Genomic DNA, 13712 nt, shown 5'->3' with positions numbered 1-13712 from the left:
GCGGACGGCCGGGGAGGGACCCGCCCTCCTCGGCCGCCCCCGCGCCTCAGCGCTGGTTGTCCTCGATGACGCCCGCGACCGCGCGGTGCGCGGGCAGGATCCGCTGCCGCTCCTCGTCCAGGTCGATCCGCCCGGCGAGGATGTCGAGGAAGTGGTCGAGCTGGGCGGCCAACGGCTCGCGGTTGGAGACCAGCTCCGGCACCTCCATGATGCTCTGCTGCCGGTAGCCGCGACCGTCCGGCGTGGCGGCGTCCAGCGAGACGTGCCGGTAGATCGTCACGTCCTTGCGGATCAGGTCCGCCTCGATCAGCCGGTCCACCTCGCTGATCACCAGCGTACGGACCTTGCGCTGCCCGATCCGGCTCGCCGACACGTTGGCCAGCCCGCCGTCGCCGAAGGTCAGCACCGCCTCGGCGACGTCCTCCGCGCCGGGCAGCGAATCCGGGTGGAAGTGCCCCAGTGAGCCGCGCACCGTGGCCGGCTCCTGCCCGCCGAACACCTGGATCGCCAGGTCCACGTCGTGCACCAGCAGGTCCCAGGCGACACCGGTCTTGATCCGGGGCGCGTACGGCGAGTGCCGGGTGACGGTCAGGTGCACCGGCTTGTGGGCCAGCGCCAGCGCGGTGAGCACGGCCGGGTTGAAGCGCTCGAGCAGGCCGCAGAGCAGCGGCAGGCGCCGCTTCTCGGCGTTGGCCACGATCTCCTCGGTCTCGCTGAGGCTGCCGCAGACCGGCTTCTCGATCAGCAGCGGCTTGTCGGCGGCGAGCACCTCCTCGGCGAGCCCGTGGTGGAACTCCGTGGGCGCGGCGATGACCACGGCGTCCACGTCGGACAGGTCGTTGAGGTCGGGCGCCCAGGCGGCGCCGTACCGGTCGGCGATCTCCCGTCCCACCGTCTCCCGCGGCTCGACCACCAGCGCCAGCCGGGCGCGGGGCGACTGGGAGATCACCCGGGCGTGCAGCGAGCCCATGGCGCCGGTGCCGACCAGGGCGAAGCGCACCGGGGCGGTCATGCGCCGACCGCCTTGCGGACGGCCTCGATCACGCGCTCGACGTCGCCGTCGGCGAGGTGGTGGTGCACCGGCAGCGAGACGCACTGCCGGACCACCCGGTCGGCGACGGGCGCCGGGTCGGCGACCACCCGGGGGTGCTGCCGGTAGCAGTCGTAGTCGTAGACCGTCCTGGGGTAGTAGATGCCGCAGCCCACACCCTGCTCGGTGAGGCGGGCGATCACCTCGTCGCGCGAGACCGGGGCCTCGTCGGTGACCAGCACCGTGTACTGGTGCCAGACGTGCGAGCGGCCGGGCAGCTCGGTGGGGAGCCGCAGACCGGGCACGTCGGCCAGGCCGGCGGAGAGCCGGGCGGCGTTGTCCTTGCGCCGCTTGACGTTCTCGCCGTAGTTGGCGAGCTGCGGGATGCCGAGCGCGGCCTGGAGGTCGGTCAGCCGGTAGTTGTGCCCGGCGACCTCGTACTGGTAGCGCTGGCGCATGCCCTGGTTGCGCAGCACCCGGAGCCGATCGGCGAGAACCGCGTCGTTGGTCGTGATCATGCCGCCCTCACCGGTGGTGAGGTTCTTGGTGGCGTAGAGGGAGAAGGTGCCGAGACCGAAGCTGCCGGCGCCACGCCCCTCGACGGTGGCGCCCAGCGACTGGGCGGTGTCCTCCACCAGGCCCAGGCCGTGCCGCTGCACCAGCGGGACGATGGCGCCCATGTCGGCCGGCTGGCCGTACAGGTGCACCGGCATGACCACCCTGGTGCGCGGGCCGATGGCGGCGGCGAGCGCCTCCGGGTCGAGGCAGAAGTCGTCCTCACGGATGTCGGCGAACCGGGCGGTCGCGCCGGCCTCCAGGATCGCGTTCAGCGTCGCGACGAAGGTGAAGGGGCTGGTGATGACCTCGTCGCCGGGCTGCAGGTCGAGCACCTCGAGGGCCGCGACCAGGGCGGTCGTGCCGTTGTTGACCGCCACCGCATGGTCCACCCCGACCGTGTCGGCGAACTCTCGCTCCAGCCGGGCGACCATCGGGCCCTGGGCCAGCACTCCGGAGCGGATCACCTCGACCGCGAGCTGTTCGGCCGCCTCGTCCAGCTTGACGACGGAAATGGGGATCACAGCGTCTCTCCTCGGGGGTCGGTGGCAGCGGGGCAGACGTTAACAGCGGCGGACGCGGGGGTGTGAGAAGGTCGCCGCTCGGGGTGTCCGGCGCGGGCGCGCCGGGGTACGTACGGGCGCGGGGCCTCGGCTAGTGTAGTGCCTTGCTCTGTCAAGCCCATCCCCTGCATCAGATGAAACGCGACGCGGAGGCAGGTAACCCGTGGTAGATACGGCGGCCCGCGAGGGTGTCGACCAGACCTCCGGTGCCGACCCGGCATCCACCCCTGCCTCCGGGACCCGCCGGTGGTTGTCCCTCGGCGTCCGGGTCGTGGTCATCGCCGCCATCGTGGCCGGGATGACGTGGAGTGTGGTCGACCAGTGGCCGCAGGTCCGCTCGACGTGGGTCGGGCTGGCCTGGCAGTCCGTCGCGCTCTCCGTGCTCGCCGCCCTGCTCGGCATGGTCGCCAACACGATGGCCTGGCGGGCCGCGGTGGACGACCTCGAACACCGGGTGTCCGTCGCCGCCGCGCTGCGGATCTGCCTCGTCGGCCAGCTCGGCAAGTACATTCCGGGCAGTGTCTGGGCCTACGTGCTCCAGATCGAGCTGAGCAAGCGCGCCGGCCTGCCACGGGCTCGGGCCTTCCTCGCCTCGCTGGTCACCGTCGGACTGGGGGTCACCGCCGCGCTCGGCCTGGGCCTGCTGAGCCTGCCCTCCCTGCGCGAGGCCGCCGGGGGCGACGACTCGACCTATGCGGCGTCGGTCCGGGTGGCGCTCTGGATCGTGGCGCTGCTCTTCCCGATCGCACTCATCTGCGCCGTCCCCCGGGTGCTGACCGCCCTCGTCCAGCTCGCGCTTCGGCTGCTCCGCCGACCGCCGCTGGAGCACCGGCTGACCTGGCCGGGCGTGCTGCGGGTGGTCGGCTGGAGCGCGGTGGGCTACAGCCTGTTCGGCGTGCACCTCTGGCTGCTGGCGAACGCCCAGGCCGCGCCGGGCGCCGAGGGGCTGCTGCGCTGCGTCGGCTCGTTCGCCATCGCCATGACGGTCGGCATGTTCGCCTTCCTCTCCCCCTCCGGGCTGGGGGTGCGCGAGGCGGTGCTGGTCGCCGCGCTCGCCCCGTTCCTGCTCGACAGCGGCGGCGTCGGCGCGGCGATGGGCATCGCCCTGGCGTCCCGCCTCATCTTCACGATCGCGGACGTGATCGCCGCCGGCCTCGCGGCCCTCTCCGGCGTGCGCCAGCTGCGCGGCAGCGGGCCGGAGGTGGTCCGGGTCGCCTCCGGCGAGTCCGTCCCGGGCTGAGCGCCGGAACGACACGACAGGGCCGGTCACGCGATGGCGTGACCGGCCCTGTGCGCGTACGGGTCAGCGGGTGACGATGCTGGTGATCCTGGTGAACTCCCGCATCAGGTCGTAGCCGTCCCAGGTGGCGGCGAAGTTCAGCGCGTCGCCGATCGGGACGATCCGGTCCACGCCGCGCCCGGCGATCGCCCGGGCGAAGGAGGTGAGCTCCTGCGGCGTGAAGCCGAAGTGGGTGACCGTCTGGTCCCGCCGGACCACCAACGGGGCGAGGTCGGCCAGGGCGTCCACCCGCGACTGCGGGAAGGTGCCCACGCCGAGCCAGCGCCGCGGGATGTCGCCGGGGGCGGTCAGCTCCACGGTGGCGAGATCGTTGCCGTCGAACCGGATACCGGTCGCCGCTCCCTCGATCGCCAGCCCGTAGGTGGCCACCCGTTTCTCCACGGCCATCGCCGCGTCGATCTCCGGGCGCTTGCCGTCGAGGACCGTGCGCAACCGGCCGAGCAGGTCGGCGCGGGCCGTTTCGACCCCGTCCGCGTCGCCGACCCAGTAGACCGTCCGGGGTGAGGAGCAGGCGGCCTGGTCGAACCAGTAGGCGTCGTTGTAGAGGCCGAGCGCCGCGGCGTCCCGCTCCGCGGTGGAGGCGGCCAGCCAGCCGGCGACGCTGATCACGCTGAACGACGAGCGGTCCGGGAAGGTCACGTCCCGGGCGTGCGGCGCCAGCGGGTGCCGGCGGATCTCGGTGACCGACCGGTCGCCGCCCCAGATGACGCGCAGGTCGGCGGCGGCGGAGAGCGCCGCGGTGACCGCGTCGTCCCGGCCGTAGGTGACCATCCGCTGGGTCTGCCGGACCGCAGGATGCGCGTCGGCAAGCGTGTCGTTCAGAGCGTCGAGCACCGCGTCCGCCGCCCCCGCGGAGCGGGACGAGATGCGTACGACGTTGCTGTTGCCGGCGAGCGCCGCGAGAGCCCACGAGTAGACGAAGATGGTGTCGACGTTGGCCGGCGGCACGTGGAACACCAGTCCGCGCGGGAAGCGCAGCTGGCCCGGCTCGTCAGCGATCCGGGCGAGTGCCTTGCCGATCTCGCCGCGCCGCAGGAAGAAGCCCAGCGAGGCGAGTTCGGGGTGCCGGCGGGCCACGGCGGGCCGCAGCAGCCGGCGGGCGAACGCCACGAGGAACTCCACCACCCGCTCGTCCCCGACCGTGAGGGGCCCGTCGGTGGGGTCGGCCCGCAGGGCGGCGACCAGGTCGTCGACGGCGATGGCGCCGCCGGCCGGGAAACGTTCGATGGCCTTGCTCATGCCGCCTCCGCGAAGGTGTCGCTGCAGCCGCGCGCCTCGGCGCGCGGCAGCCGGCCGAGGATGGAGAACCGCTTGCCCGGCCAGACGCCGTCGTCGACGCCGTGCACGACGCCACGGTCCTCGGTGAGCAGTAGGTGCCCGGGGTACGACCGGGGCAGCGTGCTGATCACCTGGACCACGCCCGGGGTGCCGACCGGCACCTCCTCCCAGGTGCGCGGGTCGCGGATGATGATGTCGGAGAAGTCGGGGCAGTAGAGCCCGCCGCCGTCCGGGCCCTCCAGGAAGGTCAGTCCGATCTGCTCGACCATCCCGTAGAAGTTGTGGATGCGGGTGAGCCCGGTGTCCTCGGTGAAGCGGCGGCGGAACTCGGCGTTGTCGACCGCGCGGTCGACCAGCTTCTTCCAGCCGCCGCTGTGGATGAGGATGCCGTTGCTCAGGTCGAGCTTGTTGTCCCGAGCCAGCTCGTAGAGGTAGAGCCAGGTCATGAAGGTGAAGCCGAAGATGAGAAAGGGCTGCCCGCCGTGCTTGTCCAGGAAGGCGCGCACGGCCTCCAGGTCGGGCTGGTCGTGCTCGTCGAGCACGAAGGTGTGGTCCCGGCCGAAGTTCATCAGGCCGAGCACGCCCGCGCCGCGCGCGGAGAACGACTTCCGGTTCTTGAACAGGGCCCGGGTGTCGACCAGCAGCATCGGCAGCCGCTGTGGGCCGATCACCGTGCGCAGCGTCGCGGAGAGCATCTTCTGCTGCACCGACGCGGCGTCCTTGTCCAGGTAGATGCGGCTGACGTCGCCGGTGGTACCGGACGAGGTCAGCACCTTGAACACCTCGTCCTCGGGGATGCTCTTGAGCACATGGTGCTTGAAGAGCCGCACCGGCAGCCACGGCAGGTCGGCGACGCGCTCGTAGCGGCGGCCGGGCAGGTGCCCCAGCGAGGCGAGCAACCGGGCGTACTCCGGGCTGTTGGCCCGGTGGTGCTCGGTCAGCTCCACCAGCTCGGGCAGCAGGCGGGATTCCCGTTCGGCCTGGTCGAGGGTGAAGAGAGTCATACCTGCGCCTCCAGGGAGCGGTAATCGATCTTGCCGTTGGGCAACTGCGGCAACCGCTCGACGGCACGGACGTCGAAGCCGGACCGGTGCAGCTTGAGCCGCTCCGCCAGCCGGCCGGCCAGCGCCCTGCCGCCCTCGTCGTCGATCCCCTCGGCGAAGAGGACGACCTTGTCCGGACCGGAGACCGCGACGACCGGCCCCTGGTCACGGGCCATCTCCTCGATGTCGTGCAGGTTGACCCGGATGCCGAAGACCTTGCCGAAGCGCTTGAGCCGGCCGCGTAGCCAGACGAAACCGTCCTCGTCGAGCTGGCCGAGGTCACCGGTGCGCAGCACACCGCCCTGATCGTCGCCGCGGCTCAGGTCCGCCGCGCTCTCGGCGTAGCCCATCATCACGTTCGGGCCGCGGTAGACCAGCTCGCCCACCACGCCGGGCCGGTCGGTCTCGGCGCCGTCCTCGCCGAGCACCGTGAACGACCCGCCGTCCAGCGCCGGGCCGACGGAACCGACCCGCTCCGGCAGCGCGTCGGCCGGCAGCGTGCTCATCCGGGGCGCCGCCTCGGTGCAGCCCCACATCACGTGGAACCGGCCGCCGACGGCGGCGATCTTCTCGTGGAAGGCGAGGATCATCTCGTCGCGCAGCTTGCCGCCGGCCTGGGTCAGGGTCCGCAGGGACGGGTACTTCGCCGGGCTCCACCGGATCCGGTGCAGCATCTCGTAGTTGTACGGCACCCCGGCCAGCGAGGTGGCGCCGTGCTCCTGCACCGCCTGCCAGAACTCCCGGGCCAGCACGCCGCCGTCGACCACGAGCACGGTGGCGCCGGCGGCCAGGTGGCTGTTCAGCACGGACATGCCGAAGCTGTAGTACAGCGGCAGGCTGGTGGGGGCGATCTCGTCCGGGCCGATGGCCAGCGCGGCGCCGATCGCCGTCGCGTTGGCCAGCACCGCTTCACGGGAGAGCCGGACGAACTTCGGGTCCCCGGTGGAGCCGGAGGTGGCGAGCAGGACGGCGAGGTCCGGGTGCGGTTGGTCGGCCGAGGCGTGCTCGCGGACCCAGACCGGCCCCATCGTCGGGTCGTCGACCGCGCGGTACTGCTTGGGGCACTCGCCGGGGCTGGCGCCGGCACCGCCCTCGGCCAGGCCGACCACGGCGGCCGGCTCGAACCGGCGGACGAAGTCCGCCAGCACCGCCGGATCCAGCGCCGGGTCGAGCAGCGCCACCGGGCGCTCGGCGCGCAGCGCGCCGGTGTAGCGCAGGACCGCGGCGACCGAGGTGCCGCTGCGGGCGAAGACCACCCCGGGCGGGAACCCGGCGTACGCGGCGGCGTGTCGCTGCACCTCAGCCGCGAGGTCGGCGCCGCCGAGGACAGCCCCGGTGGTGGCGTCGATCAGGCGGGCGGACGGGGCGACCAGGTTCATGGGACGAGCCCTCCGTCGACACCGAGCACCTGACCCGTCACGTACCGGGCGGCGTCACCGGCGAGGAACCGGATCACGTCGGCCACCTCGTCGGGGTCGCCGAGGCGGCCGAGCGCGGCCGCCGACGCCTGCTTGGCCAGCACCTCGGCGGGCAGCGACGCGGTGAGGTCGGTCCGGATCACCCCGGGGGCGACCGCGTTGACCCGGATGCCCCGACTGCCCAACTCCCGCGCGGCGGACCGGGCGAGTGCGGCCACGGCTGCCTTCGAGGCGGCGTACACGGACTGGCCGGCCGCGCCGTACGTGCCGACCACCGAGGCGAGCAGCACGATGGACCCACCCCGCCGCTCGGTGCCGTCGGCGCCCTTGCGCTTGCGGGCCATCGCCCGACCGGCCGCCTGGACGGCCGCGACCGTCCCCGTGACGTTGACGTCGAGGATGCGGCGTACGTCGTCCGCGCGCATCATGCCGAGCAGGCCGCTCTCCATGATGCCGGCGTTGGCGACCAGCACGTCCAGGCCGCCGTGTTCGGCGGCGATCTGCTTGATCGTGGCGCCGACGGCGTCGAAGTCCGCCACGTCCAGGCCCATGCCGTGCGCGTGGAACCCCTTGGCGACCACCTTGGCCCGCTCGGCGTCGCGGCCGGTGATCACCACGGTGGCGCCGGCCTCGGCCAGGGCGCGGGCGGTGGCCAGACCGATACCGCGGGTGCCGCCGGTGACCACCGCCACCCGGCCGGTCAGCTCACTCATCGACGCCGAGGCCCCGCAGCATGTCCAGGGCGACCTTGAAGCTGCTCATGTCGATGACCTGCTCGGTCTCCAACTGGACGTCGAACTCGTCCTCGATCGCGGCGACGAGGGTCATGTGGCCGAGGGAGTCCCACTGCTCGATGCCGCGGTAGTTCAGGCTCTCCACGTCGGTGCCCTCGGGCAGCTCCAAGGCGTCCACGAAGACGCTACGCAGGCGGTCGTTGAGGGTCATGATCGCATTTTCTCCGTTGGTCGCTAAGGGTGGTCACTGCCCGTCGCGGCGCCTCGCGGGCGAGCCCCAGGCCGGGGCCTCCCCGCGCGCCTGCGCCTCGGCCCGCCGGGCGGCGTTCTCGGCGCGGACCCGCTCCGCCTCGGCCTTGATGTGCTCCTGGTCATAGCGTTGGAACACCCGGGCCGGGTTGCCCGACACCAGACTGTAGGCCGGAACGTCCTTGGTCACCACCGACAGGGGGCTGACCGTCGCGCAGTCACCGATGGTGACGCCCATCATGATCACGCTGTTGCCGCCGATGAAGCAACCCTTGCCGATCCGCACCGGCTTGCGCTCGATTAGGTCGCTGCCCGAGTGGTTCTCCAGCATCATGTTCGCCAGCCAGCTGGAGTGGGTGAACACCAGGCAGTTCAGCCCGATGCTGGTGTGGTCACCGATCTCCAGGCCGCCGCTGGCGTCCAGGACGGTGTTCTCCCCGATCCAGCAGTGCTCCCCCATCACCAGGTTCTCCGGGCTGACGATCTTAGTCCGCTCACGGATCCGGGTGGTGTCGGGCAGGCCGAGGTAGCGGGCCCGCTCCACGTCGTTGAGGAAATTGCCGACGAAGTCGTTGAGGATGCCGGTGCGCAGCCGGTTGCTGCGCTCGTCCTCGGCGAACATGCTCACGCCCGCTCACCGACCATCCGGGCGAAGACGTCCAGGTGCTTGCGGGTGACCACGTCCATGGTGAAGTGCGAGTGCACAAGGTCCCGCTGGCGCTTGGCGATCCACTCCCGCTCCTCCGGGTCGTCCAGCAACCGGATCACGGCGTCGGCCAGGTCGGCCGGGTCGTTCGGCCGGACCAGCACGAAGTTCTCCCAGTTGCGCAGGTGCACGGCGGGGAAGTTGGTCTCGGTGACCGTGCCGATGGTGGTCCGACCGGCGGCCATCGCCTCCAGGCTGGCCGTGCCGAAGCCGCCGCCCTGCAGGTCGTGGGCCACCACGTCGGCAGCGGCGAAGTACGCCGGCACGTCGGCCGGCGGCACCGCGCCGGTGGTGATGATCGCGTCGCTGACCCCGAGTTCGGCGGCCCGCTTGGCGAACGCGTCGTAGTAGACCCGACCGATGATCATCACCTTCGTGTCCGGGTGCTTGGCCAGGATGCTCGGCAACGCCTCGACCAGGGCGATCCGGTCCCGCAGCGGGATCACATGTCCCAGCGAGACGATCAGCGGGACGTCGCCGATGCCGTGCCGGGCGCGTACGTCGGTCTCCGGGGTCCCCTCGAACCGGCTCGGCTCGACCGCGACCGGGATGTACTCGAAGTCGTCCGTGGTCGCGCCGTACCGCTCGGCGCAGTAGCGGGCGGCCAGCTCGTCCATGATGACGTAGCGGGGACGGAACCGCCGGACGATCGGCTTGACCATGAGCCAGTCCAGCGTACGGAACAACGCCGCGTACTTCGGGTCCGGGCTCTCCAGGCGGGTGTGGATCGACAGCAGCACCGGCACCTTGTGGCGGCGCGCGTACCAGCCCGAGATCCAGCTCAGGTCGAAGAACTGACCGTGCTGGTGGATCACGTCCGGGGCGAACTCGGCCAGCAGCCGGGAGACCCGACGCAGATTGCCCGGCCGGGCCAGGGCGAAGGCCATGTCGAAGTCGATGGAGAGACCGAGCTTGGGCATCGCCATGGCGGGCAGTCGGACGACCCGGTACCCGTTTCGCTCCTCCTCCGCCGGCGCGCCCCGGTAGGCGGCCGTCAGGACCAGAACCTCGTGGCCTTCGGCGGCGTAGCGTTCCGCCAACGCGGCGGCGAGGTGGGAACTCCCGCCGGGCCGCGGCGGGAAGAAGTTGTTGACGACCGCGATCCGCACAGCGGTAACTCCTGTCGAGATCGGTGTGGGGGGCGGGGGTGGTGGACAGGCCCACCGGTCGATGGTACGGGCGCGCCGGAACATCCACCGGGAGGCGACGCCGGCCTACGCTACCGCAGCACGGCGGGGACAGGGGAATCCCTACCTGCGGTGTCGCCACCGCTACGGCACGCTCAGGTGGCCTGCGGCGGAACGGCCGACGGACCGTCGCGGGTCATCCGCCCGCCCGGAGCGTACCCCCCTATCCGGTAGGCTCTCCGACCGACGCCGGCCCGGGACGGTCGGCGGCCACCAGCCGGACACACGTTTCAGAGCGGACAAGCATGGCGAACAACATCCATCCGACCGCCGTCGTCGGGGCCGATGTGGAGCTCGGCGACGACAACACCATCGGACCGTACAGCGTGATCGTGGGGCCGACCCGGATCGGCAGCGGCAACTGGTTCGGCCCGCACGTGGTCATCGGTACGCCGGCCGAATACCGCGGCGGTCCGCACCCGACCGCGTGGGATCCCGAGGGCGGACGCGAGGGTGCTGGTGTCGTGATCGGCGACGGCAACGTCATCCGGGAGTTCGTCACGGTGAACCAGGGCACCCAGGAGACGACCCGGATCGGCGACGACTGCTACCTGCTCACCAGCAGCCACATCGGGCACGACTGCGTGCTCGGCAACGCGGTGACCATCACCGACGCGGTGCAGCTCGGGGGGCACACCCACGTCTGGTCCTGGGCCAACATCGGCTTGGGCACCGTGGTGCACCAGCGCGGTAACATCGGCCCCGGCGCGATGATCGGCATGGGCTCGGCGGTGCGTCGCACGGTGGACCCGTTCACCATCAGCCTGGGCAACCCGGCCCGGGTCAGCGGCGTGAACCGGGTCGGCCTGTCCCGGCGCGGCTGCGCCGACGAGGTGGTCGACGCCTTCGAGCAGTTCCTCAAGGGCCGCGCCGAACTGCCGGCGGGCCTGCCCGCCGAGGTCGCCGACGAGCTGGCCGCCTGGACCAAGTCCATTGCCTCGGAGAAGGAGTGACGATGTCACTGTCGGACCGCCTGCGTAGCGTCTTCGTGGACGCCTTGGAGCTGCCCGAGGGCACCGACGTGGAGAGCCTGAACTACCGCGGCATCGAGCAGTGGGACTCCCTCGGCCACATGACCCTCGTCGCCGCGATCGAGGACGAGTTCGACGTCCAGTTGGAGACCGAGCAGGTCATCGACATGAGCAGCTTCAAGGTCGCCCTGGACATGCTGCGGGGCCTCGGCGTCGACGAGTGAGCTGACCGGCCGGGTGGCGGTGGTCACCGTCAGCACCGGCCGCGACGCCGAACGGACCAAGCTGGGCGTCGCCGAGCTGGGCGCGACCGACCACCAGCTCGACGTGCCGAGTCGGCGTGGACGGCGGTCTCGTGCGCTGAACCAGGCGGACAACGCCTTTTCGCGGCCCCCGGCGGCACCACCGCCGGGGGCCGCGTCGTATCCGGGGGCGGACAGCCGACGGCGGGCACCGGCCGTGGCCGGGCCCGCCGTCGGGTCGTCGTCGGTGCTCAGGCGGCCGGGGTCGAGTTCCGCACCAGCTCGTTCATGCCCTCTTCGACCGTGATCCGGGGCTCCCAGCCGAGCACCTCGCGGGCCCGGGTGATGTCGGCGGCCCGCCGGCTGACCAGCACGTCGCGCGGGTTGAAGATGGGCTCCACGTCGGTGCCCACCGCCTGGATCAGGATCTTGGTCAGCTGGGCGATCGAGGTGTCCACGCCGGTGCCGATGTTGACCGGCATGTTGTCCCGCTCGGACTCGAGCGCGGCGACCACGCCCCGGGCCAGGTCGGTGACGTGGATGAAGTCCATCGACTGCTCGCCCTTGCCGTCGATGACCGGGGCCTGGCCGGCACGCAGCCGCTGGATGAAGGTGTTGATGACGCTGGTGTAGTACGCCTCGATCTTCTGACCCGGGCCGTAGACGTTGAAGAAGCGCAGCGCCATCCAGGACAGCCCCTTGCTGCGCTGGTAGAAGCCGAGCAGGTCCTCGCCGGCGCGCTTGGAGATGCAGTACGGGGTGAGCGGGTTCAGCTCGTCGTCCTCGTGCATCGGCAGCTTCTTCGGGTCGCCGTAGACCGACGCCGAGGAGGCGAAGACCAGCCGCTCCACCCCGTGGTCGGCGGCGGCGGCGAAGACGTTGTTGTTGCCGACCATGTTGATGTCGATCGACTCGTACGGGTCGGCCTGGCTCTTGTTGATCGAGACGGTCGCGAAGTGGATGACGTGGGTGCATCCCTTCATCGCGTTGTGCACCGCGCCGCCGTAGCGTACGTCCTGCTCGACCAGCTCCACCTTGCCGGTCTTGATCAGCTCGTTGACCCGGGCCCGGTCACCACGGGCCATGTTGTCGAAGATGCGGACCTCGTAGCCCTTCTCCAACAGCAGCGGGATGACGTGCAGACCGATGAAACCGGCACCGCCGGTGATGAAGACCTTCTTCGACATTCGGATAGTTCCCTTCTCAGGCTGTTCAGCGACTGGTGGCGACCGCGGTGACGACCTCGCGCACGGTCGCGGCGACCCGGTCGACCTGCTCGTCGGTCAGGTTGGCGTGCATCGGGATGGCGAGGTGCCGGGCGAAGACGTCCGCCGACACCGGGCAGCGGTGCGCCGGCTCGCCGTAGAGCGGCTGGACGTGCGAGGCGTACGTGCCGAAGTTGCACTGCACACCGCGCTCGCGCAGCCCCATCGCCACCGCGCCGCGGTCCACCGCCGGGTCGAGGGTGAGGATGTACGCCTGCCAGGGGTGCTCCCGGTCCGGCAGTTCGGTCGGCACGGTGACCAGCTCGAAGTCCTTGAGCAGCTCGCCGTAGCGGGCGGCGATGCGCCGCTTGGTGGCCATCAGGTCCGGCAGCCGGTCGAGCTGGGCCAGCATGATCGCGGCGGCGACGTCGGAGAGCCGGTAGTTGTAGCCCAGCTCGTCGAAGGTCGGGATCGGCAGGTCGGTGGAGGCGGCCCGGGTCAGCGCGCCCTCGATGCCGTACGTGTGCAACTTGCGGGCGTGGGAGATGAGGTCCTCCCGGTTCGAGGTGAGCGCGCCCCCCTCACCGGCGGTGATGCCCTTGCGGCCGTGGAAGCTGAACGCGGCGACATCGGCCAGGCTGCCGGCCGGGCGGCCCTTGTAGGTGGCACCCGCCGCGCACGCGGCGTCCTCGATCAGGAACAGCTTGTGCCGGTCGGCGATGGCCCGCAGTTCGTCGTAGTCGGCCGGCTGACCCGCGACGTCGACGGCGATGATGCCGGCGGTGCGGGGGGTGATCGCGGCCTCGACGGCGGCCGGGTCGACGGTCCAGATGTCCGGCCGGACGTCGGCGAAGACCGGCTTCGCGCCCGCCCACATCACCGAGTGGCCGGTCGCCGGGAAGGTGTAGTCACCCACGATGACCTCGTCGCCGGCACCCGCCCCCAGCGTGATCAGGGCCAGGTGCAGGGCGGAGCCGCAGTTGTTGGTGGCCAGCGCGTGGCCGGTGCCGGTGGCGGCGGCGAAGCGCTCCTCGAACTTCCGGCAGGTCGGTCCGGCGCCCGCGAGCCAGCCCGAGGCGAAGACCTCGGCGATGGCCGCCAGTTCCGCTTCACCGACCGTGGGCTGACCGAGCGCGATGACGTCTGACATGAGACTCCCTAGAAGACGGACCCGGTGCAGTGTAGGCCACCCGAGGTCGGCGGGGACGAATCGGGCGCGTCGGGGCTTGGC

14 protein-coding genes are annotated in these 13712 nt (G+C 71.5%); 3 read left to right on the top strand and 11 right to left on the bottom strand.

Annotated elements, in window-relative coordinates; all coding sequences use genetic code 11:
- Nucleotides 1-46 precede the first annotated feature (46 nt).
- A complete protein-coding gene (locus AC5L3Z_RS25095) occupies nucleotides 47-1012 on the bottom strand; it encodes a Gfo/Idh/MocA family protein (protein WP_494845482.1) in 966 nt (321 codons plus the stop codon).
- Entirely contained in the window at nucleotides 1009-2109 is a 1101-nt protein-coding gene (locus AC5L3Z_RS25090; RefSeq protein WP_494845480.1) for a DegT/DnrJ/EryC1/StrS family aminotransferase, read from the bottom strand. Before AC5L3Z_RS25090 ends, AC5L3Z_RS25095 begins: the two co-directional genes overlap by 4 nt.
- Before the next feature lie 202 nt (nucleotides 2110-2311).
- Here AC5L3Z_RS25090 and AC5L3Z_RS25085 point away from each other — a divergent pair, with 202 nt between their 5' ends.
- Complete coding sequence (locus tag AC5L3Z_RS25085) at nucleotides 2312-3388, top strand: lysylphosphatidylglycerol synthase transmembrane domain-containing protein (protein WP_494845479.1); 1077 nt, start codon at nucleotides 2312-2314, stop codon at nucleotides 3386-3388.
- Between the two features lie 63 nt (nucleotides 3389-3451).
- Here the strand turns inward: AC5L3Z_RS25085 and AC5L3Z_RS25080 are convergent, their stop codons facing one another.
- The 7 genes from AC5L3Z_RS25080 to AC5L3Z_RS25050 are packed head-to-tail and all read right to left on the bottom strand — an operon-like array spanning nucleotide 3452 to nucleotide 9985.
- A complete protein-coding gene (locus AC5L3Z_RS25080; RefSeq protein WP_494845477.1) occupies nucleotides 3452-4687 on the bottom strand; it encodes an acyl-CoA reductase in 1236 nt (411 codons plus the stop codon).
- Nucleotides 4684-5730, bottom strand: a complete 1047-nt coding sequence (locus tag AC5L3Z_RS25075) for a LuxE/PaaK family acyltransferase (protein WP_494845476.1) — start codon at nucleotides 5728-5730, stop codon at nucleotides 4684-4686. The genes AC5L3Z_RS25080 and AC5L3Z_RS25075 overlap by 4 nt, the downstream gene beginning before the upstream one ends.
- Nucleotides 5727-7148 (bottom strand): AMP-binding protein, encoded by a 1422-nt coding sequence (locus tag AC5L3Z_RS25070; protein ID WP_494845475.1) that lies wholly within the window; start codon nucleotides 7146-7148, stop codon nucleotides 5727-5729. Before AC5L3Z_RS25070 ends, AC5L3Z_RS25075 begins: the two co-directional genes overlap by 4 nt.
- A complete protein-coding gene (locus tag AC5L3Z_RS25065; protein WP_494845473.1) occupies nucleotides 7145-7900 on the bottom strand; it encodes an SDR family NAD(P)-dependent oxidoreductase in 756 nt (251 codons plus the stop codon). The genes AC5L3Z_RS25070 and AC5L3Z_RS25065 overlap by 4 nt, the downstream gene beginning before the upstream one ends.
- Nucleotides 7893-8132: an acyl carrier protein gene (locus AC5L3Z_RS25060; protein ID WP_494845472.1), complete on the bottom strand. Its 240-nt coding sequence runs from the start codon at nucleotides 8130-8132 to the stop codon at nucleotides 7893-7895. Before AC5L3Z_RS25060 ends, AC5L3Z_RS25065 begins: the two co-directional genes overlap by 8 nt.
- A gap of 33 nt (nucleotides 8133-8165) precedes the next feature.
- On the bottom strand, nucleotides 8166-8792 hold the full coding sequence (locus tag AC5L3Z_RS25055; RefSeq protein WP_494845640.1) for an acyltransferase: 627 nt from the start codon (nucleotides 8790-8792) through the stop codon (nucleotides 8166-8168).
- A 2-nt stretch (nucleotides 8793-8794) separates the two neighbouring features.
- Nucleotides 8795-9985 (bottom strand): glycosyltransferase family 4 protein, encoded by a 1191-nt coding sequence (locus tag AC5L3Z_RS25050; RefSeq protein ID WP_494845471.1) that lies wholly within the window; start codon nucleotides 9983-9985, stop codon nucleotides 8795-8797.
- Between the two features lie 323 nt (nucleotides 9986-10308).
- Between AC5L3Z_RS25050 and AC5L3Z_RS25045 the strand changes: the two genes are divergently transcribed.
- Together AC5L3Z_RS25045 and AC5L3Z_RS25040 are read left to right on the top strand one after the other, a co-directional pair.
- The gene (locus tag AC5L3Z_RS25045; protein ID WP_494845469.1) at nucleotides 10309-11016 is read left to right on the top strand and encodes a UDP-N-acetylglucosamine acyltransferase; all 708 of its coding nucleotides are present in this window, start codon (nucleotides 10309-10311) and stop codon (nucleotides 11014-11016) included.
- A gap of 2 nt (nucleotides 11017-11018) precedes the next feature.
- On the top strand, nucleotides 11019-11258 hold the full coding sequence (locus AC5L3Z_RS25040; RefSeq protein ID WP_494845467.1) for an acyl carrier protein: 240 nt from the start codon (nucleotides 11019-11021) through the stop codon (nucleotides 11256-11258).
- A 269-nt stretch (nucleotides 11259-11527) separates the two neighbouring features.
- Here AC5L3Z_RS25040 and AC5L3Z_RS25035 read toward each other — a convergent pair whose 3' ends face one another.
- Complete coding sequence (locus AC5L3Z_RS25035; RefSeq protein ID WP_494845466.1) at nucleotides 11528-12463, bottom strand: NAD-dependent epimerase/dehydratase family protein; 936 nt, start codon at nucleotides 12461-12463, stop codon at nucleotides 11528-11530.
- A gap of 25 nt (nucleotides 12464-12488) precedes the next feature.
- Nucleotides 12489-13631, bottom strand: a complete 1143-nt coding sequence (locus AC5L3Z_RS25030) for a DegT/DnrJ/EryC1/StrS family aminotransferase (protein WP_494845464.1) — start codon at nucleotides 13629-13631, stop codon at nucleotides 12489-12491.
- Between the last annotated feature and the right edge of the window lie 81 nt (nucleotides 13632-13712).

The organism is Micromonospora sp. LZ37, assembly GCF_059359015.1.
The sequence above is the reverse complement of the archived record's forward strand: the minus strand, read 5'-3'. Positions and strand labels throughout refer to the sequence as shown.